The organism is Pseudoxanthomonas composti, from assembly GCF_004122095.1.
In the GTDB taxonomy this organism is placed as follows: Bacteria; Pseudomonadota; Gammaproteobacteria; order Xanthomonadales; family Xanthomonadaceae; genus Pseudoxanthomonas_A; species Pseudoxanthomonas_A composti.
Genome location: NZ_SAWZ01000013.1, coordinates 43,996 through 64,262, shown reverse-complemented (window position 1 = coordinate 64,262; position 20,267 = coordinate 43,996). Strand labels below are relative to the sequence as shown.

The window sequence follows — 20,267 nt, the reverse complement described above, 5'->3', positions numbered from 1 at the left end:
ATCCCAAGCAAGAGCCACCCCCATGCCAAACAAAGCTCCGGATCGACACACTGGCTTCATCCGCGTCCGCGGCGCACGCGAGCACAACCTCAAGAACGTGGACGTGGACATTCCACGCGATGCCCTGGTGGTCTTTACCGGTATCTCCGGGTCGGGGAAATCCTCGCTGGCCTTCGGCACGCTGTTCGCCGAGGCGCAGCGCCGCTACCTGGATTCCATCTCGCCCTACGCGCGGCGCCTGATCGACCAGGTCGGCGTGCCGGAGGTGGACGCGATCGAAGGGCTGCCGCCCGCCGTGGCATTGCAGCAACAGCGCGGCGCGCCCACCGCGCGCTCCTCGGTGGGCAGCGTGACCACTATCTCCAACTCCCTGCGGATGCTGTATTCGCGGGCCGGTCAGTACCCGAAGGGCCAGGAGATCATCTACGCCGATGGCTTCTCGCCCAATACGCCGGCAGGCGCCTGCCCCCGGTGCCATGGCCTGGGCAGGATCTACGATGCCACCGAGGCCACCATGGTGCCCGACCGCAGCCTGAGCATCCGCGAGCGTGCGGTGGCCGCCTGGCCCGGCGCCTGGCAGGGCCAGAACCAGCGCGACATCCTCACCACGCTGGGCATCGACGTGGACGTGCCCTGGTCCAGGCTGCCGAAGAAAACACGGGACTGGATCCTGTTCACCGATGAGCAGCCGGTGGTGCCGGTGTTCGCCGGGTTCGACCTGGCCGAGGTCAAGACGGCGCTGAGGCGTAAGACCGAGCCCAGCTACATGGGCACCTTCACCAGCGCGCGTCGGCACGTGCTGCATACCTTCGCCAATACCCACAGCGCGCAGCAGAAGAAACGGGTGGCCCAGTATCTGGTCAGCACGTCATGCCCGGCCTGCCAGGGCAAGCGTCTGCGGCCGGAGGCGCTGTCGGTCACGTTTGCGGGCATGGATATCGCCGAGCTCTCGCAGCAACCGCTGGACGAGGTGGCGCGCTTGCTGGCGCCTGCCGCGTCGGGGCGATCCCCGCAGCACGATGCCCACCCCGAGCGCGCCCTGACCGCACAGCGCATCGCCGAGGACCTGCAGGCGCGCATCGCCGTGCTGCGCGAGCTCGGGTTGGGCTACCTGAGCCTGGAGCGCGCCACGCCGACCCTGTCGCCGGGCGAGCTGCAGCGCTTGCGGCTGGCCACACAGATCCGTTCCAAGCTGTTCGGCGTGGTCTATGTCATGGACGAGCCCTCGGCAGGCCTGCACCCGGCCGATGCACAGGCCTTGCTACGCGCGCTGGACCAGCTCAAGGCCGCGGGAAACTCCTTGTTCGTGGTGGAACATGAGGTCGAGGTGATCCGCCACGCGGACTGGATCGTCGATGTCGGCCCGGCCGCGGGCGAGCAGGGCGGGCAGGTGCTCTACAGCGGCCCGCCGCAGGGGCTGGCCGCGGTGGAGGCGTCGGCCACGCGCCGCTATCTGTCCAGCGGGCAGGGCGCCAGCGTCAGCCGCGAGCGTCCGATCGCACACTGGCTGCGGTTGCGGGGCGTCACCCGCAACAACGTCAAGGACCTGGATGTGGACCTGCCGCTGGGTGTGTTCACCACCGTGACCGGCGTGAGCGGCTCGGGCAAGTCCTCGCTGGTGAGCCAGGCATTGATCGATCTGGTCACCGAGGGACTGGGGCTGGCCGCGCAGGACACCGGGGAAGATGACGACCTGTTGCAACGCCAGGCGCCAGCGATCACCGCGGGGCGGATCGCGGCAGGCCTGAGCCAGGTGCGCCGACTGGTGCAGGTGGATCAGAAACCCATCGGCAGGACCCCGCGCTCGAACCTGGCGACCTACACCGGGCTGTTCGACCATGTCCGCAAGCGTTTCGCGCAGACCCCTGCGGCGGTCAAGCGCCGGTTCGATGCGGGGCGCTTTTCCTTCAACGTGGCAAAGGGCCGTTGCCCAACCTGTGAGGGCGAGGGCTCGGTGAGCGTCGAGTTGCTGTTCATGCCCAGCGTGTATGCGCCATGCCCGACCTGTCATGGGGCCCGATACAACGCCAAGACCCTGGAAGTCGAGCTGCGCGGGCGCAACATCGCCCAGGTGCTGCAGCTGACGGTGTCGCAGGCGGCGGACTTCTTTGCCGAGGACGCCGCCATCGCCCGTGTGCTGCGGGTCCTGGTCGAGGTCGGGCTGGGCTATCTGCGCCTGGGACAGCCGGCCACGGAGCTGTCCGGGGGCGAGGCCCAGCGGATCAAGCTGGCCACCGAGCTGCAGCGCGCCCAGCGTCGCGACACGCTGTACGTGCTGGATGAACCAACCACGGGCCTTCATCCGGCCGATGTGGATATGCTGATGCTGCAGCTGCAAGGACTGGTGGACGCAGGCAACACCGTGGTGGTGGTCGAGCACGACATGCGCGTGGCGGCCAGCAGCGACTGGATCATCGACATGGGCCCGGGACCTGGGGAGGCCGGTGGCGCGGTGGTCGCCAGCGGGACGCCGCGCACCGTGGCCGCCTGTGCCGACAGCAGGACCGCGCCTTTTCTTGCCGAGCTGGCCTGAGCCTGTCCGCTTCGACACTGCCTGCAGATCTTGCAGACAGCCGAAAGGCGAGAAAGCCCGGCGCGTCGCGTTCTCAGCCCAGGTCGCGTCGAACCCGTATGCCGGGTCGGGGCGCGTCGTGCGCAACAAGGTGCTGGCGCATCACCCTGCTGGAACGAGGTCCGCGCAGCATGGCTTGGTGCGCAAGACACGCCCTGGAGGCACCACATGACCTACGCAAGCATCGACGAGCTCCCCGACCATGTCCGCGCGGGCCTGCCCGAGGATGCCCAGGACTGCTACCTGCGGGCCCACAACGCGGTCTGCGCGAGGGCCCGCCGCGATGATGAGCACGCCGGCGAGACCGAACTGGCGCGCGAGGCCGAACGAACCGCCTGGGAGGCGGTCAAACGGGTCTACGAGCCGGATGAGCACGGTCACTGGCGCAGGCGGGTGCAGATCGAGCAACCCTGGTCGGAAGGAGAGCATCCAATCGACCGGCGCTGACCGAGGGCGCGGCGACCAAGCGCCGGCATCTCAGCCTGCGGCCCCGTGCGCCAGCCTGGTCCATCCGCCATGCAGGTGGCCGCCTGCCTCAAGCGTCCTCGGGCAGGTCGGGGCGTTCATCCGCCAGTCCGCGGCCAATGACCACCGCCGCGGACAAGGCCTGCTCGGCCGTGTCGTAGGTGGTCGCGTCGTCCTTGCCGTAAGGGAGCTGCGTGCCGGCGGCGGTCCGCACGCTGAGCTGGGAACGCCACTGGCCATCGTGCCCGTCCTGGGTCGCGGTGGCCTCGATGCGGTGGCCATTGTGCGTTTCGCTGCGATGCTGCGTGGAAGACATGCGTGCGCTCCTGCGGTCGGAAGGCCCGCACCCTAGCGCGTGGCACGCAATCTCAATGTCACGCCTTGTCGTTGCGCCCGCGCCGCTGGCCTCACATCGACGTCAGATCCGGTGTCTTAGCGTGGCCGAAATCCCCGATGAGGAAAGACAGATGGCGAAGGTACTGGTGCTCTACTACTCGTCCTACGGGCACGTGGAAGCCATGGCCAAGGCGTTCGCCGAAGGCGTGCGCGCGGCAGGCGCCGAGGCGGTGGTCAAGCGGGTGCCCGAGACGGTGCCGGAGGAGGTGGCTCGCAAGTCGAACTTCAAGCTCGACCAGGATGCGCCCATCGCGACCGTGGATGAGCTGGAAGGCTACGACGCCATCGCGCTGGGAACGGGCACGCGCTATGGCCGGCTCAGCGCGCAGATGGCGAGCTTCCTCGACCAGACCGGCGGGCTTTGGCAGCGAGGCGCGTTGAACGGAAAGATCGGCGCGGCCTTTACTTCCACCGCCAGCCAGCACGGCGGCCAGGAAACCACGGCCTTGTCGTTGATCACCAATCTTCTGCACCTGGGCCTGGTCATCGTCGGTCTTCCCTACAGCTACAAGCCGCTGACCGAGATCGACGAGGTAGCGGGTGGGACACCCTACGGCGCCAGCACGATCGCCGGAAGCGACGGCGCGCGGCAGCCTTCGGAGATCGATCTCGGCGGCGCCCGCCACCAGGGCGAATGCGTGGCCCGGCTGGCGCTCAAGGTCTTTGGCTGATCCATGGTGATCGATCCTGCCTGCCGCATATGATGACGCCCGACGGGCGCTATCTGGTGGTGCGCGGGCGCCTGTGGCGGGCGAGCAACCCTGCGCTCGCCGATGAGGTCAGGCAGCGTCACGTCAACGCGCTGATGGACGCGCGCAGGGCCGTGAAGACGGCCCTGGCGCAGGGCGATCGCGCGATGGAAGCACAGGCGCGGGCCCGCGTGGACGCGGCGAAGGTGGCACTGGGTGAGCGTGGACCGGTGTGGTGGGATGACGGTGCGCCCGACCTGACGCGCAAGCTGGCGCGCAATACGTGTTATTCGGAATGGTTCGCCGCGCTTGCGCAGGAAGCGGAGCAGGGCGGCGCGCGATTACGCCAGTGATTCAACCGGTCGCACTGATGCGGTGGGGTAGGCGGTAATGCCCTGCGACGAACTCAAGTTTGGGATGTGTTGAAGGACACAGTGTGGGAGCGGCTTCAGCCGCGAAGGGGCCTTCCTGGGAAAGCTTCTTCGCGGCTGAAGCCGCTCCCACAATGCAGTTGCAAAGATGCAGATGGAAAGATGCAGTTGCAAAGATGCAGATGGAAAGATGCAGTTGCAAAGATGCAGTTGCAAAGAAGCGGCTTTAAGGATGCAGATCCAGCGAGACTACTCCTTCGCGGCAAGGCGCGCGTAGCTCGATCGTGGCGAAGAAGGTGTTCGCCTAGCCTCTCACTTGTCCGGGCACGACAGCATCGTGCCCTTGCAGGTGCTGTGGCCGCACAGGCAGCGCCAGATGGCCTTCAGGCGGGCGGTCGGCTTTTGCGGCAGCTGGATCCCATAGTCCAGTGTGAGTTCGTCGCCAACCTGGATATCGGCGATGGTCCTGAACGCGATCCGGTCCAGGCGGCGGTTTCGACCTCGGTGCTCGATCAGCACGCTTTCGCAGTTGGGCTTGCAGCTGTGGTTGAACCACTTGGCCGAACAGCGGGAACGGGTGGCGTCCAGCAGATACCGATCATTGAGGCTGAAGAGAAAGGTGTGGCCCGAGTCGATTCCGTGCAGGTCCGTCAGCTCGGCCTCCTCATGGGTGCGCAGCACGCCGCCATAGCGGGCGATGTAGCGCTGCGCGGCGATCGGCTGGAGGGCGAACACGCCACGTCCATGGATGGCGGAGTTCCGCACTTCGAGTCGTCTTGGCATCTTTCAGGTCGTTCCGGGTGTGCCTCGAACACTACAGCAGCGCACATGGACATGACCGTTCGAGAACGCGGCATGGCCCTGGCCGGCACAGCGTGCGCGCGCAAATTTTGCAGCCAGTCCATGACGGCTCGAGTTCGATCTGGAGAGTGCCCGCCACTCCGGCGCGGCGAACGCTCCCGGCTGTGCGACGAAACACAATCGATGACGCGGGCTTGCCTGTTCAGTTGCCTGGGCACAGCGCATCCGTCTCATAGGCTGAGACGGCCTGTTGGGAAAATCGCAACCCGCAAATCCCCCGGTTTTCCCCATGCGTAATCGAAAGAAACATCGCCGCGATGTCAGCGAATGCGGCACGCTGCTGGTCTTCGCGCCCCACCGCGCCACCGACAGCTTCCTGCGCTATGTGCGCACCAGCAGCGCGTCCCTGGACTGGTCCGTCGTGGACCGTTGGAGCGCCGACCGACGCGGCTTTCTGGTCGTCCACATGGATGCCACGGGCGAGAACATGTTCGAGCTGGTGGCCAAGGACGCGCGCGAGCTGATGACGCAGACCCTGGCGCTGGCCGCCAGCCGCGCCGAGGACGTCACCCGGACCCAGGCCGGTGGCATCGGCTCGCATCGCACGCTGGAAGCCGTCAATGCCCGCTGGGTCGCGTTGGGCGGCGTGACCAATCCGCAGTTCGATCCCAGCGTCAGCGTGCATTAGGGTTACGCGCGGGCGATGCGATTGCGGTGACCACAGGCGCCTGGCGTGGAGCCTGCGACGGCAAGGCCAAGGCCGGTTCAGGCCGCTATGCGTTGCGGGTCGGACCAGCACGCCGACCCGCCGGCGTGCCTCGGGACTTGACGCCTCGACGTGAGGCTGCGCGACTGGCCAGGTGACGACAGCGCGCCGGCATGGGCCTGCGTTCTTGTCGCGGTGATGACATTCGGCAGGCTACACCTGCGGCGGATCGAACCGGTCAGGCTTGCCAGGACGAACCGCAACCTCATGGACAACGCGCTTTTCGAGGCATCGCTGCGGTACGTGCGCGGGCGTGCCCGCTGCCTGCTGACAAGCCTGGGCCTGGCCTTGTGCATCACCGCCTGCGATGGCGGTTATCCGCGCGATGCCGAGCACACGCTGGACCGCGTCCAGCGGGGGCCCATGCGCGTGGGCATCAGTCATGACCCGCCGCTGGTGCAGGCGCGGGGCGCGCCCTCCGGGGCCGAGGTCGCACTGGTCGAGCAGTTGGCCGGGGAGCAGGGCGCGAAGTTGGAGTGGGTCTATGGCGCGCACGACGCGCTGATGACCCAGCTGCAGCAGTTCCAGCTTGCCGCGGTCGTCGGTGGACACCACCAGGATTCGCCCTGGCAGCCGGAGGTGAGCTGGTCGCGCGAGTATCTGATGCGCAGCGAGCTTGGATTGCAGCGCAGGCAGCTGGCCCTGCCGCCCGGCGAGAACGCCTGGCAGCTGCAGGTCGACCAGTTCCTGCTGGACCGGCAGCGCCGCGGACAACTGCAATGAGCAGCGTCTACCCGTGGATTCGTCCGCGCAGGACGCGCGAGCTGCCTGCTGAGCAGCGCGAACTGCTGCGCAAGGCCTGCCGCCTGGAGTGGGCCACGCTGATCCTGATCGCTGCCACCTCGATCATGATGTACGTGGTGATGGGCGGGTCCAAGGCGATGCAGACCGCGCTGGTGGAAGACGTGCTGAGCCTGCTTGCGCCCGCCGCGTTCCTGGTCGCCGCGCGCTTCCAGCGCAGGCCGGTGGACCAGGAGTATCTCAACGGTCACACGCGCGCCTTCGACATCACCTTCTTCATTGCCGCCGTGGCGTTGACCGGGGTGGGACTGGCCGTGGTCATCGACGCGGTCCATACCCTCATCACCGCCAGCCATCCGGTGATCACCACCGTGGCCATCGGCGACCGGGCGGTGTGGCAGGGCTGGCTGATGATCGGCGGGCTGTTGATCTCGGTGATCCCCCCGGTCGTGCTGGGGCGGATGAAGCTGAAGATCGCGCCCAGGATCGCGCTGAAGACCCTGCACGCGGACGCCGATACCAACAAGGCCGACTGGATGACTGCGCTGGCCGGCGTGCTGGGCATCGTCGGCATCGGCTTCGGCCTGTGGTGGGCCGACTCGGCCGCGGCGCTGTTCATCGCCTGCAGCATTCTCAAGGATGGGGTGACCAACCTGCGCTCGGCGGTGCGCGACATGCACGACGCCTATCCGCAGGTGGTCGATGGATCCTCGGACGACCCGCTGGTCGCGCAGCTCCATCGTGCGGTCCTGGCGCTGGATTTCGTCGCCGAGGCGCAGCTGCGTTTCCATGAGGAGGGAAACCGGCTATCCGGCGTGGTGTTCGTTTCCACGGCGGATGATTGCCTGACCCTCGAGCAGGTCGAGCGCGTCGTGTCGGCGTGCCGCGAGGTGAGCTGGCGGGTGGACCAGGTCACCGTGACCGTGTCGGGGCTGCGCGCAAAAATTGCTCGCCAGTGATGGGCCGTGCGTCGTCGTTTGTATCGCGTGCAAGCCTATCGCCGGACCCGGCGTTCCGAGGCCACACGCTCGGGTCGCATCATCCGGGCGATGTCCACGCGCGGTGGGTGCATGTGTCTCTCGCGCAGGCGTGGCGACAGAGCGGGAAGCAGCGCCGGTGCCTGGGGCCAAGCGGCGCATGGGCTCAATGGCTCACGCGCGTGCCGAGAAGGTCCCCACGCTCAGGTCGCGCCCTTCCTCGAGAAGTGGCGGCTGGCCGAGGCCAGCGCGGCGTCCTTGACGCTGAGCAACTCGGGTTTGCGGAAGGGAGTGTTGCCGAGGACCTCCACCTTGCCCTTGTTGGCGAGGAAGCGCGCGAGGTCCGCTTCCAGCCTGGCGCGCTCGGGCGCCTTGGCATCCACCGCGAAGTCGTTGGGCATGTCCGGTCTCCAGATCGATGCTGATGTCGGCTCGGAGCTTCCGTGGACGGTTGTGCAGGACACGTCGCGGACGCGACCTGGGCCTGCATGCTGGCAGGCAACAAATTCACGCGATCGGTGAAGCCCGCGCTGGCGCCCAGGCATCGGCACGAGGCGGACCGAGCGCCCTGGGCCCGGCTGTCGATGGCCTGACATGGGCCGACCGAACGGCCCACAAAAGTCCGTCGCCGGCCGCGTTGTCTTTATGGGTGCGCTGTACCAGGCCTGAGCGCGGCTTGACCTCCCTTTCACCGTCGTCGGTGTTAGCGTTGCCGCGCACTCCCCACGCGATCCCCATGTCTTCCGAGTTTCCTGCCCTGGCCAGTCCTGACGCGACTTGGCGCGCCTACGAAGCCTTGCTCGGGACAACCCCGGACCTGCTGTACGTCTTCGACCTGCAGCATCGCTTCATCTATGCCAACCGTGCGCTGCTGGACATGTGGGGCATGACCTGGGAGCAGGCACAGGGCAAGACCTGCCTGGAGATCGGCTACGAGCCGTGGCACGCGGCGATGCACGATGAGGAGATCGAGCGGGTCATCGCCACGCGCCAGCCCATCCGCGGCGACGTGCCGTTTCCACATGCCGAGAAGGGCGTGCGTATCTACGACTACATCTTCACCCCGGTCATCGGGGTCGATGGCGAGGTCGAGGCGATCGCCGGCAGCACGCGCGATGTGACCGAGCGGACGCAGCAGGAACAGCGCATGCAGCTCATGGTCAACGAGCTCAATCATCGCGTGAAGAACTCACTGGTGATGATCCAGACGCTGATCCGTCAGTCCATGCGCAGTTCCAGCGGCATGCGCGAGGCGCAGGAGAAGATCGACGCGCGCATCATGGCCTTGTCCATCACCCACAACGTGCTCACCCGCGAAGGCTGGCACAGCGCCGACCTGGTCGAGCTGGTCTCTGCCGCGGTTGCGCCCTATGCCACAGCGGAGGGGCGTTTCCAGATCAGCGGCGTCAGCCACCGCCTGCCACCGCACAAGGCCGTGGCGCTGTCGATGGCGCTGCATGAGCTGTGCACCAATGCCGTCAAGTACGGCGCGCTGTCGGTGCCCGAAGGCAAGGTGCGGATCGCCTGGCAGCCCAGCGATATCGACGAGGCGGGCAGGGCGCTGCAGCTGGAGTGGCAGGAGCGTGATGGTCCTTCGCCCAGTCAAGACATCGTCAAGGGCTTCGGCGCACGCCTGCTCGAGCAGGGGCTCAGCCACGACCTGGGCGGCGCCACGGCGCTGGATTTCCAGCCCGAAGGAGTGCGCTACCGCGCGCGCATCCCCATCGAAGACTCGCAGATGGCCGCGTGACCATGACCCGTGTGCTGATCGTGGAGGATGAGTTCCTGGTGGCGATGATGCTGGAGGAATGCCTGGAGATCCTGGGCTACCAGGTCGTGGGCACCATGGCCAGCCTGGAGGCCGGGCTGGCGGCGCTGAGCACCCAGCAATTCGATGTGGCGATGCTGGACATGAATCTCTCCGGCCAATCCTCCGAGCCGATCGCCCAGGCACTGGAAACCCAGGGGATGCCGTTCCTGTTCGTGACCGGCTATGGCCAGGCTGGCGTGCCGGCGCAGTACCGGACGCGGCAGATCGTGCAGAAACCCTTCCACCTGTCCGAGCTGAAGGCGGCCCTGGAAGCCTCGGTCAACGGCTGAGCCCTGCGGCGCTGGTGCCATGGCGCGTGTCAGGCCGGTTTTGAGCGCCAACCGATCGGCGCAGCCATGCGAGCACCCGCGCTTTGGCGCCGCAATGCACGCACCGCGCACCGTTGAGCGGCGCGGCATCCCTGCCGCGCCATGGGCGGCCCGGCCGCTAGGCCATCACCTTGTCCGGTGTCATCGGGGTATCGCGCAGGCGCTTGCCGGTGGCGTGATAGATGGCATTGCTGATGGCGGCTGCCACCCCCACCAGGCCGATCTCGCCCACGCCCTTGGCGCCGATGCGGCTGACGATGTCATCGTGGGCTTCGACGAAGTCGACCTGGATCTCGTGGATGTCGGCGTTGGCGGCCACGTGGTATTCGGCCAGGTCGTGGTTGATGAAGCGACCGATGGTGTGGTCGCAGAAGGTTTCCTCGTGCAGGGCCTGGCTGATCCCCCAGACGATGCCGCCGATGACCTGGCCGCGTGCCGTGCGCGGGTTGAGGATACGGCCGGCGTCGATGGCGCTGACCACGCGGGTGACGCGCACGATCCCCAGAGTTTCGTCGACCCTGACCTCGCAGAACACCGCGCCATGGGTGGCGCGCACATATTTGCGCTGGCGCAGCGTGTTGGGCACCAGCAGGTAGCGGGTGCTGAGCTCGCCTTCCGGAAGTGCCTGCAGCAGCTCCGCATACGGCAGCCGCACCGAAGGCTCGGACTTCAGCACCAGCGCGCCGTCCTGGAACAGCACATCGGCCATCCTCGCCTTGGAAAAGCCGCTGCCTGGCTGCCTGCGGGCCAGGTGCAGCAGACGCTTCTGCAGCTTCTCGCAGGCCCCGTCCACCGCCGAGCCCACCGTGGCCACGTGCGAGGAACCGCCTTCGATCGGGGCCACCGGATAGTTGGAATCGCCAAGCTGGAAGTCCACCAGCTCCAGCGGCAGCCCCATGCGCTCGGCGGCGATCATCGCCATGACGGTGTAGGTGCCGGTGCCGATGTCCGAGGCCGCGCTGCGCACGCGCAGGCGTCCGTCGCGCCCAAGCACCGCCTCGGCCCTGGCGAACATCTGCATCGCGTCCCAGGTGCCGGTGGCCATGCCCCAGCCGATGAGCTCGCGCCCCTCGCGCATCTGCCTGGGCTGCGGCGGACGCCGATCCCAGCCGAAGCGCGCGGCAGCCACCTCGTAGCAACGTTTCAATGTCTTGGTCGAGTACGGCTTGCCGTCTTCGGGGTTGCTGCTGGCGTAGTTCTTCAGGCGCAGCTGCAGCGGGTCCATGCCCAGCACGTAGGACAGCTCGTCCAGGGCCACTTCCAGCGCATGCACGCCGTGCGCGGCGCCGGGGGCGCGCATGTCCATCGGCGTGGCGTGGTCCAGCTCGACCAGGCGATAGCCCAGGTGCACGTTGGGACACTGGTAGAGCTGGCCGCTCCAGTTGACCACCACCTCCACGTAGTCCTCCATGCGCGAGGTCTCGGCCACTGCCTCGTGCCAGATCGAGGTCAGCGCCCCGTCGGCGCTCGCCGAAAGCTTGACCCGCTGCCAGGTTTCGGGACGGTGCCCGAAGGTGAACATCTGTTGCCGGGTCATCACCACGCGCACCGAGCGCTGGTGCTTGAGCGCGCCCATCACTGCCAATGGCAGCTGGTACTGCGGCCGCAATCCCGAGCCGAAGGCCCCGCCCACATAGGGATTGCGCACGGTCACCCGGTCCTTGGACAGCCCGAACACGCGCGAGACGTACCAGCGGCTGTTCTGCGAGCCCTGGGTCTTGTCGTAGATGGTGAGGTGGCCGTCTTCGCCCCATAGCACGGTGCTGGCGAACAGCTCCATCGGGTTGTGGTGCTCCACGCCGCTGTGCGATTCGCAGTCCACCCGGAACTCGGCTGCCTCGAAGACCTGCTCGGGCTTGCCCTTGTCCGAGGGCGGGGGCGAGAAGCCCGCCTTGAAGGTCAGCGGCTTCTTCGCGCGCCCGAGGTCGGCCAGCAGGTCGGTGCGATGCGGCGTGCTGGCGTACTGCACCTGGACCAGGCGCGCGGCGTAGCGGGCGGCCTCGAAGCTTTCGGCCAGCACCAGCGCCACTGGCTGTCCGCTGTAGTGCACCTGGGCATCGTGGAGTGGGCGGTACGGCCTTCCGCCGGGGGCCACCATGTCCTTGTAGAACAGGCGCGCGCTGCGCATCTTCGGGCGATTCTGGTGGGTGATGACGTCCACCACGCCTGGCACCGCGCGGGCGCGGCTGTCGTCGATGGCGGTGATGGTGCCGCGCGCGATGGCGCTGTTGACCACCACGCCGTAGAGCAGGTCGGCGGCCGGGTGCTCGGCGGCATAGCGCGCCTGTCCGGTGACCTTGGCCAGCGCATCCACGCGCGGCAGGTCCTGGCCCAGGCGCACCGGTTGAGTGTCGGGGTGGGTCATGGGTGTTGTCCTCGTGGCGCACCGGTGTTGTCGTAGGTGCCTTCGTGGGCCATCTGCAGGGCGCGCACGACGCTGCGACGGGCGAGCGGAATCTTGAAATCGTTGAAGCCGCTGCCGCGGGCGCCCTGCAACAGGCTCTCGGCCGCGGCGGCGAAGGTGTCCTCCACCGGCAGCTGCCCGACCATGGCCTCCTCCGCGGCGGGCACCCGCCAGGGGCGATGGGCCACGCCACCCACGGCCAGGCGCGCCTGGGCGATCGTGCCGTCCTCGTTCAGCGCCAGCGCGGCCGCCACCGACACCAGCGCGAAGGCATAGCTGAGGCGGTCGCGCACCTTGAGGTAGGCGCTGTGGCCCGCGAACTGGTCCATCGCCGGCAAGGCGATCGCGGTGATGACCTCGTCCGGTCCAAGGGTGGTGTCCAGCTCCGGGCGGTCGCCGGGCAGGCGGTGGAACTCTGCGAAGGGGATTTCGCGGTCTCCGGCCGGGCCGGTGACCTGGACCCGCGCCTCCAGGGCCGCCAGGGCCACGCACATGTCGGACGGGTGCGTGGCGATGCAGCTGGGGCTGAAGCCGAGGATGGCGTGCTGCCGGTTGACCCCGGTGCGGGCCGCGCAGCCGCTGCCTGGGTCGCGTTTGTTGCATGCGGTGGCCGGGTCGTAGAAGTAATAGCAGCGCGTGCGCTGCAGCAGGTTGCCGGCGTTGCTGGCCGCATTGCGGATCTGCGGCGAAGCCCCGGCCAGGATCGCGGCGCTGAGCAGCGGGTAACGCCGCTTCACCCCCGGGTCGTAGGCGGTGACCGCATTGCGCGCGGCCGCGCCCAGCACCATCCCATCTGCGCCGGCATCGCGCAGCGCGTCCGGCACCGCGGCGTTGATGTCGATCAGCAGCTCGGCCGACATCGCCCCGATCTTCATCAGGTCCAGCAGGTTGGTGCCGCCGGCGATCAACCTGGCCGGATGCTCGCCAGGGCGCGCCAGCTGCGCCACCGCCTCCTGGGTCGCCCCGGCGCGGACGTAGTGGAAAGGGTTCATGCCGGCACCGTGCCCGGACGCGCGCTGGCGTCCTCGGCTGCCTGTCCGGCCTGATCGATGCAGCTCCCCACGGCCGAGGCGATCTGCGGATAGGCGCCGCACCGGCAGATGTTGCCACTCATCAGCTCGCGGACCTGGTCGCGGTCGTGGGCGTGGCCTTCGGCCAACAGCCCGACCGCCGAACAGATCTGTCCGGGCGTGCAGTAGCCGCACTGCAGGGCGTCATGGTCGATGAAGGCCTGCTGCACTGGGTGCAGGCCCTCCGCGTTGGCCAGCCCTTCGATCGTGGTGATGCTGCGCCCGTCCTGCATGACCGCCAGGGTCAGGCAGCTGTTGATGCGCACGCCGTCGATCAGCACCGTGCACGCACCGCATTGGCCGTGGTCGCAGCCTTTCTTGGCGCCGGTCAGGTCCACCCGCTCACGCAGCAGGTCCAGCAGCGTCACCCAGGGCTCGACAATCAGTTCCCGGCGCACGCCATTGAGGGTCAGGGTGATGGCGATGCCGGGGTAGGCGGTGGCAGGCGGTGGCGTGGACATGATGGCCTCGTGGCGATGGCGGGAGGTGTGGACGCGGGCTGCGCCCAGGCGACGTGCAAGGTCAGTCGTCGCGCCTGGCGGTGTGCTCGGCGATATCGCCGGCCTGGCCGTAGCTTCCGGATTGGCCGAAGTTGGGCTGGGTGGAGGCATCGTCGCGAGAGGGGTCTTGGCCAGCGGGCGCATCGCCTTCGCGCGCGGCGTCCGGCGCTGCATCCCTTTCATCTGCCGCGCTCGGATCGTGGCGGCCGTGTCCGTCCTCCTGCGCGTCCTTGCCCTGGCCGCGATAGGCGGACTGACGGGCGTCGTGCTTTTCCAATTCGTCGGGCTTGTTCATTGCATTGCTCCTGTAAGTTGGCGGCGGGACTGGCTGCGTCCCGCACGCAGCAACGGCATACATCAGTCTAGGTTCGTGTCGCACGATGACGCCTTGCCCTGTGTGCATTTTGTGCAGGCGCGCGTGTGCGCTTCACACGCTTGTCTCCGGCGGCTGGTTATCCAGGGGCGCCCTCAATGGAGTCGATTCCCCATGCGCAGTGATCCTCCTCCCGCTTCCCTGGCGCGTCGCCATGCCATCACCACCATGGGTGCAGGCCTGGCGGTAGGCGCGACGGCCGGCGTGTTGCCTTCGCAGGCTGGCGCTGCGCAAGGCGCCACTGCGGCAGTGACCGCCGAGTACCCCAAGCCGCCGTTCCCGGACCAGCAGCAGCCATGGCCGGCGCTGGCCTCGCGGATGCAGCCGCGGCCCGATCACGGCGAGACCTCCTACCGCGGCTCGGGCAGGTTGCAGGGTCGCAAGGCTTTGATCACCGGTGGCGACTCGGGCATCGGCCGGGCGGTAGCGATCGCCTTCGCGCGCGAGGGCGCGGACGTGGCGATCAATTACCTGCCGCAGGAAGAGGAAGATGCGCGCGAGGTCGTTGCGCTGATCCGGAAGGCCGGGCGCAAGGCCGTGGCCATTCCCGGCGACCTGCGCCAGGAATCCTTCTGCACTGAGCTGGCCGCCAAAGCGCGCGAGCAGCTCGGTGGACTGGATCTGCTGGTCAACAACGCCGCGCGGCAGAAGCCGCACCGCTCCATCGTGGACATCAGTAGCGATGATTTCGACTGGACCATCCGCACGAACATCTATGCGCTGTTCTGGCTGACCAAGGCGGCGGTACCGGGCATGCCGGCCGGGTCGGCCATCATCAACACCGCCTCGGTGACCGCATCCAACGGCCCGGGCGAACTGCTGGACTACGCGGGCACCAAGGGCTTCATCGTCACCTTCACCAAGAGCCTGGCCAAGCAGCTGGCCGAGAAGGGGATCCGGGTCAACGCCGTCGCCCCGGGGCCTTACTGGACGCCGCTGCAGGCCGCGGGCGGCCAGCTGCCGGGCAAGCTGCCGCAGTTCGGCGCCGACTCGCCGATGGGGCGGCCGGGGCAACCTGCGGAGATCGCCGGCCTGTACGTGAACCTGGCCGAGCAGGGCAACAGTTACACGACGGGGAACGTCTTCAGCAGCACCGGCGGGTCCGGTGACGTTTGAGCACTGGATGGGAGGCTCGCCTTGAACGCTGATCTCCTGGGCTGGCTCGCCACGCTGATCCTGATCTCCACCCTGTCGCGCCAGATCTGGAAGCAGTGGAAGAGCGCCGATAGCCAGGCGGTGTCCGGCTGGCTGTTCCTGGGCCAGATGTCGGCCTCGGTGCTGTTCATCATCTACAGCGCGCTGATGGGCAGCGTGGTGTTCGTGGTGACCAACTCGCTGATCCTGCTGACGGCGGTGGTGGGCCAGGTGCTGTCGTCGATCAAGCAGCGCCGCGCCTCGGTGGCGGTGTCGGCGCGCGAGCAGGCCGGATTGGGGACACCGCGCTGATGACCCGCCGGCGCACGCTGACCATCGCCACGTTCAACGTCAATGGCATCAACGCGCGCCTGTCCAACCTGCTGGCCTGGCTGGACTATCTCAAGCCGGACGTGGTCGCGTTGCAGGAGCTCAAGTGCGAGGACGCGGCCTTCCCGCGCGAGGCGATCGAGCGCCAGGGCTATGGGGCGATTTGGAAGGGCCAGCGCGCCTGGAACGGCGTGGCCTTGCTGGCCCGCGATGCCGTGCCGGTGGAAAGTAGGCGTGTATTGCCCGGCGATGCCAGCGACCGCCAGAGCCGCTACATCGAGGCGGCCGCGCACGGCATCGTCATCGGCGGGCTGTACCTGCCCAACGGCAATCCGCAGCCGGGGCCGAAGTTCGACGACAAGCTCAAGTGGATGGCGCGCCTGCACCGGCATGCGCGCACGCTGGTCGACCTGCCGCATCCGGCCGCGCTGATCGGCGATTTCAACGTCATCCCGAGCGATCTGGATGTCTACGACCCCGCGGCGTGGAAGAAGGACGCGCTGAACCAGCCGGAGGTCAGGGCCTCCTACGCGCGCCTGCTGGAGCAGGGATGGACCGATGCACTGCGTTCGGTCTTCGGCTCCGAGCAGGTCTTCACCTTCTGGGATTACTTCCGCCAGCACGCCGAGCGCGACCGCGGGCTGCGGATCGATCACCTGCTGCTCAATCCCGCCCTGGCGACGCGGCTGGTGGAGGTGGGCGTGGACCGCTGGGTGCGGCTGGAGCCGGGCGCCAGCGACCACGCACCGGTGTGGATGAAGATCCAGCGCTGAGCCACGGCCGCGCCATCGATTCACGCAGGTCAGACGTGGTGCTCACTACAACCGCCGGACCGCTCAACCCGAGGTGAAACCGCATGCCACTTGCAATGCCGACCCGACAGCCGCGCCATGCACGCGCAATGCGCACCCGCATCGGCGCGGAGGTCTTTGCATGAGCGCCGACGGCGTGGAGCGCAACAAGGCGATGGAGGGCGTGTCCACGCAGTGGCCGGCGCGGATCTGGATCGTGCGGCATGGCCAGAGCGCGGGCAACATCGCCCGCGACAAGGCAGAAGAAGAAGGCGTGAGCCTGATCGAGCTGGAGCATCGCGACGCCGACGTGCCGCTGTCCGAGCTAGGCCTGCGACAGGCCCAGGCGCTGGGCCGTTGGCTCAGCGGTCAGCCGCCGCACCTGCGTCCGCAGGTGGTGCTCAGCTCGCCCTACGTGCGCGCCAGGCAGACCGCCCAGCAGGTGCTCGATGCGCTTCAGGGCCAGGTGCAGCTGGTCGCCGATGAGCGCCTGCGCGAGAAGGAGTTCGGCGTCCTCGACCGCTACACCTCGGCGGGCATCCGCGAGACGTTTCCGGAGTTGTCCGAGCAGCGCACCCTGGTGGGCAAGTTCTACTTCCGGCCGCCGGGCGGGGAAAGCTGGTGCGATGTGATCCTGCGCTTGCGCGGGGTGATCGCCGACCTGCAGCGCAACCATGTCGGCGCCAACGTGCTGGTCGTGGGCCATCAGGTGATCGTCAACTGCATGCGCTACCTGCTGGAAGGCATGGACGAGGCGCAGATCCTGGCGATCGACCGCAAGGGCGATGTGCCCAACTGCGGCGTGACCGAGTACGCCGCCGACGGCCAGGGCAGGGCGCTGGAGCTGGTGCGCACCAACTTCGTCTCGCCCGAGCTGGCCGAGCAGGCGGTGACCGACGCACCCGATGCCCCCACAGGCGCCCGCTGAGATGGCCGAGGACGCCTTCAGCCTGCTCGACCCGGCGCTCCTGGCCGGGCAACCGCTCCCCGCACCCGGGGACGACAAGGAATCGCGCGGGCGCGTGCTGGTGCTGGGCGGCTCGGCTGCGGTGCCGGGGGCTGCCTTGCTGGCGGGCGAGGCGGCCATGCGCGCGGGTGCCGGCAAGTTGCAGGTCGCCACCGTGGCCAGCGTGGCCGCCGCCCTCGGCGTGGCGCTGCCCGAGGCGATGGTCATCGCCTTGCCGGAAGGGCCAGACGGCGAGGTCATGGCCCCCGGGACCATGCTTGGCACCTGCGTGGCCGATGCGCAGGCCGTGCTGGTGGGGCCGGGCATGCAGGCCTCGGCGTTCCTGGTCGAGTCGATCCAGGCCTTCGCCGCGTCCGACGCCGTCCTCGTGCTGGATGCCGGTGCGTTGGACGAGCGCCTGGCGCCCGCTCGCCCCGGCCATCCCTATGTCCTGACCCCGCATGCCGGTGAGCTGGCGCAGCTGCGCGGTGTCAGCCGGGAGGAGGTCGAGCAAGCGCCCCTGACGCATGCCAGCCGCCTGGCCCAGCACCTGGGCTGCGTGGTGGTGGCCAAGGGCGCCGACACCTTCATCGTCGACCCGCACGGCCAGGCCTGGCTGCACCGGGGCGGCGTGCCTGGGCTGGGGACCTCCGGGTCTGGTGATGTGCTCTCCGGGCTGGTTGCGGGCCTGGCCGCACGTGGCGCCTCTGCGCTGCAGGCCTGCCTGTGGGCGGTCTGGCTGCATGCCGAAGCCGGGCGGGCGTTGAGTTCGACGGTGGGCGACCTCGGCTTCCTGGCGCGCGAGATCGCCGGGCAGGTGCCCGGCCTGATGGCGCGGGTGGGCTCGGGCCAGGCCTGAGCGCGAGCAGCGGCCCTGCATCGGCGCCGGTAGACGGAGGTGCGCAAGGCCGTGATCGATAAGCCTGGGTGAGGCCGGGGGCCGGTCGCGTTTCACGGGTCCGGGCCGGCCGAAGTGAAAGAATCTCGTTAATCCAACGACAGGCCCTGCGCAGTGCTCTCCTCCTTACGGCGATTACTCGATCGCCAGCGTCGCCTCCAGCCGATCGATCTCGCCGTCCTGGCCAGCGTGCGCCAGCAACTGGAGGGGGATGTCCTGGACCGGTGGGACAGGCAGGTGGCGGCGATCGGCTTCGTGCAGCGCATGCCGGATGGCTGCGAGATCGAGTTCTGCCAGCTCGACGGCAACGAGCAGGACCGGCGCTTCCGCAACGAGGCGCCGGAACTGCGCGTGGCCGAGGTGCGTTTCACCGCCGACCGCAGGCAGCTGCGCTGCGAGGTGTGGTGCGTGCGCGGCGACCTGTTCTCGATCGAATACAGCGACTGCGCGCTGATGCGCCTGGTGAACCGGCGCATGCGCAAGTCGGCCCAGGCCTGCCCCCCCGTGTGCACGCTGCTGGCGGACCTGCAGGCCTCAAGCATGGCGGTCGCGCAGGCCCCGCTCGAGGCGCACGCCTGATGTTCGATGAGATCGACCGGGCCAGGGCACGGATCCGCATCGGTTGGGAAGCAGAAGGCGGCTGGACCCCCGGCTTCCGTCATTGCCTGATCTCCAACTGCCTGCGCGAGAGCCAGCACCTGCACCCGCTGGACGCCTCCGAGCTGCGCTACCGGGTGGGCGAGCTGCTGGTGGAGCTGGGCGCGATCCGCGGCGCGCAGTTGGGGGCGATTGATGCGTTTCTGACGCGGAATTGACTGGGGCAGAAACGAGGAACGAGGAAAGAGGAACGAGTGAAAGCCAGCAGCCAGCGCGCTTGCGCCTTTCACTCGTTCCTCGTTTCTCTCCACTCGTTCCTGCACCCCTAGGCAAAACTGCAAAAAAAGCACGCCTCCGCCCACCCTTCACGCCAGCATCACCGTGAAATTTTGTTAAGTACGCGACCTACAATCCACGTGCGCGGTGACGCACGCTTACGGACCGCCGATGACTGCACTGAGCCCGCGTACCCTTTCCGCGTTGAGCGACCATGAATCAACCATTCTGGCCGCCTGGTCGGAGAACCTTTCGGACTCAGGGGCCGGGCACGACCAGCGCATCGAGCCGCTGCAGCTGCAGCGGCAGACCAAGGAGTTCCTGGCGCTGCTGGGCATGGCCGCCGACGGCGCCGAACGCGTCGACCTGAGCCAGCCGCAGTGGGCCGATACCCGGCGCTTTCTGGAAGAGCTCTCGCGCAGCCGGGCGCTGCAGGGCTTCGATTCCCAGCACACCGCCAGTTTCATCTTCTCGCTGAAAAAGCCGCTGTTCCAGGTGCTGCAGCGGCTGTACGCCGACGATGCCCAGGCCCTGGGTGAGCAGACCTGGGCGGTGACCGAGCTGCTGGACACGCTGGGGCTGTACACCGTGCGCGTGTTCCAGAAATCGCGCGAGGACATCATCGCCCGGCAGCAGGAAGAGCTGCTGGAGCTGTCCACCCCGGTGGTCAAGCTGTGGGACGGCGTGCTGGCGCTGCCGATGATCGGCACGCTGGACTCCCAGCGCACCCAGGTGGTGATGGAGTCGCTGCTGCAGCGCATCGTGGAGACCGGCTCTGAAATCGCCATCATCGACATCACCGGCGTGCCCACGGTGGACACCTTGGTGGCACAGCACCTGCTCAAGACCATCACCGCGATCCGCCTGATGGGCGCCGACGCCATCGTCAGCGGGGTCAGGCCGCAGATCGCCCAAACCATCGTGCACCTGGGCCTGGACCTGCAGGGCGTGGTCACCAAGGCCTCGCTGGCCGACGCGCTGGCCCTGGCGCTCAAGCGCCAGGGACTGTCGGTGCGCGGCAAGGACTGAGC

24 protein-coding genes are annotated in these 20,267 nt (G+C 68.1%); 17 read left to right on the top strand and 7 right to left on the bottom strand.

Annotation, left to right across the window (positions count from 1 at the left end):
• Positions 1-22: 22 nt before the first annotated feature.
• Positions 23-2,533, top strand: a complete 2,511-nt coding sequence (locus EPA99_RS17560; RefSeq protein ID WP_129472557.1) for an excinuclease ABC subunit UvrA — start codon at positions 23-25, stop codon at positions 2,531-2,533.
• A 207-nt stretch (positions 2,534-2,740) separates the two neighbouring features.
• Positions 2,741-3,019: a ChaB family protein gene (locus tag EPA99_RS17555; RefSeq protein ID WP_129472556.1), complete on the top strand. Its 279-nt coding sequence runs from the start codon at positions 2,741-2,743 to the stop codon at positions 3,017-3,019.
• Positions 3,020-3,107: 88 nt separating this feature from the next.
• On the opposite strand, the gene EPA99_RS17550 is transcribed toward EPA99_RS17555, so the two are convergent.
• The gene (locus tag EPA99_RS17550) at positions 3,108-3,353 is read right to left on the bottom strand and encodes a hypothetical protein (RefSeq protein ID WP_129472555.1); all 246 of its coding nucleotides are present in this window, start codon (positions 3,351-3,353) and stop codon (positions 3,108-3,110) included.
• Positions 3,354-3,504: 151 nt separating this feature from the next.
• Here EPA99_RS17550 and wrbA point away from each other — a divergent pair, with 151 nt between their 5' ends.
• Both wrbA and EPA99_RS17540 read left to right on the top strand, forming a co-directional pair.
• The gene (gene wrbA / locus EPA99_RS17545; RefSeq protein WP_129472554.1) at positions 3,505-4,104 is read left to right on the top strand and encodes an NAD(P)H:quinone oxidoreductase; all 600 of its coding nucleotides are present in this window, start codon (positions 3,505-3,507) and stop codon (positions 4,102-4,104) included.
• A 29-nt stretch (positions 4,105-4,133) separates the two neighbouring features.
• Positions 4,134-4,475 carry a hypothetical protein gene (locus EPA99_RS17540; RefSeq protein ID WP_206733799.1) on the top strand — a complete coding sequence of 114 codons (342 nt, stop codon included), beginning with the start codon at positions 4,134-4,136 and terminating at the stop codon, positions 4,473-4,475.
• Between the two features lie 330 nt (positions 4,476-4,805).
• Here EPA99_RS17540 and EPA99_RS17535 read toward each other — a convergent pair whose 3' ends face one another.
• On the bottom strand, positions 4,806-5,228 hold the full coding sequence (locus tag EPA99_RS17535) for an SET domain-containing protein (RefSeq protein WP_241688450.1): 423 nt from the start codon (positions 5,226-5,228) through the stop codon (positions 4,806-4,808).
• Positions 5,229-5,583: 355 nt separating this feature from the next.
• Between EPA99_RS17535 and EPA99_RS17530 the strand changes: the two genes are divergently transcribed.
• The 3 genes from EPA99_RS17530 to EPA99_RS17520 all read left to right on the top strand — a co-directional run bounded on the left by EPA99_RS17530 (position 5,584) and on the right by EPA99_RS17520 (position 7,760).
• Positions 5,584-5,982: a hypothetical protein gene (locus tag EPA99_RS17530; protein WP_129472552.1), complete on the top strand. Its 399-nt coding sequence runs from the start codon at positions 5,584-5,586 to the stop codon at positions 5,980-5,982.
• A 285-nt stretch (positions 5,983-6,267) separates the two neighbouring features.
• A complete protein-coding gene (locus EPA99_RS17525; RefSeq protein WP_129472551.1) occupies positions 6,268-6,783 on the top strand; it encodes a transporter substrate-binding domain-containing protein in 516 nt (171 codons plus the stop codon).
• On the top strand, positions 6,780-7,760 hold the full coding sequence (locus EPA99_RS17520; protein ID WP_129472550.1) for a cation diffusion facilitator family transporter: 981 nt from the start codon (positions 6,780-6,782) through the stop codon (positions 7,758-7,760). The genes EPA99_RS17525 and EPA99_RS17520 overlap by 4 nt, the downstream gene beginning before the upstream one ends.
• A gap of 221 nt (positions 7,761-7,981) precedes the next feature.
• Here EPA99_RS17520 and EPA99_RS17515 read toward each other — a convergent pair whose 3' ends face one another.
• Entirely contained in the window at positions 7,982-8,179 is a 198-nt protein-coding gene (locus tag EPA99_RS17515) for a hypothetical protein (protein ID WP_129472549.1), read from the bottom strand.
• Between the two features lie 335 nt (positions 8,180-8,514).
• Here EPA99_RS17515 and EPA99_RS17510 point away from each other — a divergent pair, with 335 nt between their 5' ends.
• Positions 8,515-9,528 (top strand): sensor histidine kinase, encoded by a 1,014-nt coding sequence (locus EPA99_RS17510; RefSeq protein ID WP_129472548.1) that lies wholly within the window; start codon positions 8,515-8,517, stop codon positions 9,526-9,528.
• 2 nt (positions 9,529-9,530) lie between these two features.
• Positions 9,531-9,878: a response regulator gene (locus EPA99_RS17505; RefSeq protein WP_129472574.1), complete on the top strand. Its 348-nt coding sequence runs from the start codon at positions 9,531-9,533 to the stop codon at positions 9,876-9,878.
• Positions 9,879-10,035: 157 nt separating this feature from the next.
• Here the strand turns inward: EPA99_RS17505 and EPA99_RS17500 are convergent, their stop codons facing one another.
• From EPA99_RS17500 to EPA99_RS17485, 4 genes are all read right to left on the bottom strand, one after another.
• A complete protein-coding gene (locus tag EPA99_RS17500) occupies positions 10,036-12,282 on the bottom strand; it encodes a xanthine dehydrogenase family protein molybdopterin-binding subunit (protein ID WP_129472547.1) in 2,247 nt (748 codons plus the stop codon).
• Positions 12,279-13,313: an FAD binding domain-containing protein gene (locus tag EPA99_RS17495; RefSeq protein WP_129472546.1), complete on the bottom strand. Its 1,035-nt coding sequence runs from the start codon at positions 13,311-13,313 to the stop codon at positions 12,279-12,281. The genes EPA99_RS17500 and EPA99_RS17495 overlap by 4 nt, the downstream gene beginning before the upstream one ends.
• Positions 13,310-13,852, bottom strand: coding sequence for a (2Fe-2S)-binding protein (locus EPA99_RS17490; protein ID WP_129472545.1), 543 nt, complete (start codon positions 13,850-13,852; stop codon positions 13,310-13,312). Before EPA99_RS17490 ends, EPA99_RS17495 begins: the two co-directional genes overlap by 4 nt.
• 61 nt (positions 13,853-13,913) lie before the next feature.
• Complete coding sequence (locus EPA99_RS17485; RefSeq protein WP_129472544.1) at positions 13,914-14,186, bottom strand: hypothetical protein; 273 nt, start codon at positions 14,184-14,186, stop codon at positions 13,914-13,916.
• Between the two features lie 192 nt (positions 14,187-14,378).
• On the opposite strand from EPA99_RS17485, the gene EPA99_RS17480 reads away from it, so the two are divergent.
• The 8 genes from EPA99_RS17480 to EPA99_RS17445 all read left to right on the top strand — a co-directional run bounded on the left by EPA99_RS17480 (position 14,379) and on the right by EPA99_RS17445 (position 20,265).
• Positions 14,379-15,380: an SDR family oxidoreductase gene (locus EPA99_RS17480; protein ID WP_129472543.1), complete on the top strand. Its 1,002-nt coding sequence runs from the start codon at positions 14,379-14,381 to the stop codon at positions 15,378-15,380.
• Positions 15,381-15,401: 21 nt separating this feature from the next.
• Positions 15,402-15,710: a hypothetical protein gene (locus tag EPA99_RS17475; protein ID WP_129472542.1), complete on the top strand. Its 309-nt coding sequence runs from the start codon at positions 15,402-15,404 to the stop codon at positions 15,708-15,710.
• Entirely contained in the window at positions 15,710-16,501 is a 792-nt protein-coding gene (locus EPA99_RS17470; protein ID WP_129472541.1) for an exodeoxyribonuclease III, read from the top strand. Before EPA99_RS17475 ends, EPA99_RS17470 begins: the two co-directional genes overlap by 1 nt.
• 160 nt (positions 16,502-16,661) lie before the next feature.
• Positions 16,662-17,447, top strand: coding sequence for a histidine phosphatase family protein (locus EPA99_RS17465; protein ID WP_129472540.1), 786 nt, complete (start codon positions 16,662-16,664; stop codon positions 17,445-17,447).
• 1 nt (position 17,448) lies between these two features.
• Entirely contained in the window at positions 17,449-18,324 is an 876-nt protein-coding gene (locus tag EPA99_RS17460; RefSeq protein WP_129472539.1) for an NAD(P)H-hydrate dehydratase, read from the top strand.
• A 153-nt stretch (positions 18,325-18,477) separates the two neighbouring features.
• Positions 18,478-18,942 (top strand): hypothetical protein, encoded by a 465-nt coding sequence (locus EPA99_RS17455; protein WP_129472538.1) that lies wholly within the window; start codon positions 18,478-18,480, stop codon positions 18,940-18,942.
• Positions 18,942-19,178, top strand: a complete 237-nt coding sequence (locus tag EPA99_RS17450) for a hypothetical protein (RefSeq protein WP_129472537.1) — start codon at positions 18,942-18,944, stop codon at positions 19,176-19,178. Before EPA99_RS17455 ends, EPA99_RS17450 begins: the two co-directional genes overlap by 1 nt.
• A gap of 229 nt (positions 19,179-19,407) precedes the next feature.
• Positions 19,408-20,265: an STAS domain-containing protein gene (locus EPA99_RS17445; protein WP_129472536.1), complete on the top strand. Its 858-nt coding sequence runs from the start codon at positions 19,408-19,410 to the stop codon at positions 20,263-20,265.
• The last annotated feature ends 2 nt before the right edge of the window (positions 20,266-20,267 follow it).

Coding starts and splice junctions, on each gene's coding strand:
- EPA99_RS17450 (WP_129472537.1), top strand. CDS start 18,942: ATGTTCGATGAGATCGACCGGGCCAGGGCACGGATCCGCATCGGTTGG.
- EPA99_RS17520 (WP_129472550.1), top strand. CDS start 6,780: ATGAGCAGCGTCTACCCGTGGATTCGTCCGCGCAGGACGCGCGAGCTG.
- EPA99_RS17540 (WP_206733799.1), top strand. CDS start 4,134: ATGATGACGCCCGACGGGCGCTATCTGGTGGTGCGCGGGCGCCTGTGG.
- EPA99_RS17505 (WP_129472574.1), top strand. CDS start 9,531: ATGACCCGTGTGCTGATCGTGGAGGATGAGTTCCTGGTGGCGATGATG.
- EPA99_RS17495 (WP_129472546.1), bottom strand. CDS start 13,313: ATGAACCCTTTCCACTACGTCCGCGCCGGGGCGACCCAGGAGGCGGTG.
- EPA99_RS17445 (WP_129472536.1), top strand. CDS start 19,408: ATGACTGCACTGAGCCCGCGTACCCTTTCCGCGTTGAGCGACCATGAA.
- EPA99_RS17480 (WP_129472543.1), top strand. CDS start 14,379: ATGCGCAGTGATCCTCCTCCCGCTTCCCTGGCGCGTCGCCATGCCATC.
- EPA99_RS17500 (WP_129472547.1), bottom strand. CDS start 12,282: ATGACCCACCCCGACACTCAACCGGTGCGCCTGGGCCAGGACCTGCCG.
- EPA99_RS17510 (WP_129472548.1), top strand. CDS start 8,515: ATGTCTTCCGAGTTTCCTGCCCTGGCCAGTCCTGACGCGACTTGGCGC.
- EPA99_RS17560 (WP_129472557.1), top strand. CDS start 23: ATGCCAAACAAAGCTCCGGATCGACACACTGGCTTCATCCGCGTCCGC.
- EPA99_RS17550 (WP_129472555.1), bottom strand. CDS start 3,353: ATGTCTTCCACGCAGCATCGCAGCGAAACGCACAATGGCCACCGCATC.
- EPA99_RS17485 (WP_129472544.1), bottom strand. CDS start 14,186: ATGAACAAGCCCGACGAATTGGAAAAGCACGACGCCCGTCAGTCCGCC.
- EPA99_RS17465 (WP_129472540.1), top strand. CDS start 16,662: ATGAGCGCCGACGGCGTGGAGCGCAACAAGGCGATGGAGGGCGTGTCC.
- EPA99_RS17525 (WP_129472551.1), top strand. CDS start 6,268: ATGGACAACGCGCTTTTCGAGGCATCGCTGCGGTACGTGCGCGGGCGT.
- EPA99_RS17555 (WP_129472556.1), top strand. CDS start 2,741: ATGACCTACGCAAGCATCGACGAGCTCCCCGACCATGTCCGCGCGGGC.
- EPA99_RS17515 (WP_129472549.1), bottom strand. CDS start 8,179: ATGCCCAACGACTTCGCGGTGGATGCCAAGGCGCCCGAGCGCGCCAGG.
- EPA99_RS17530 (WP_129472552.1), top strand. CDS start 5,584: ATGCGTAATCGAAAGAAACATCGCCGCGATGTCAGCGAATGCGGCACG.
- EPA99_RS17460 (WP_129472539.1), top strand. CDS start 17,449: ATGGCCGAGGACGCCTTCAGCCTGCTCGACCCGGCGCTCCTGGCCGGG.
- EPA99_RS17490 (WP_129472545.1), bottom strand. CDS start 13,852: ATGTCCACGCCACCGCCTGCCACCGCCTACCCCGGCATCGCCATCACC.
- EPA99_RS17470 (WP_129472541.1), top strand. CDS start 15,710: ATGACCCGCCGGCGCACGCTGACCATCGCCACGTTCAACGTCAATGGC.
- wrbA (WP_129472554.1), top strand. CDS start 3,505: ATGGCGAAGGTACTGGTGCTCTACTACTCGTCCTACGGGCACGTGGAA.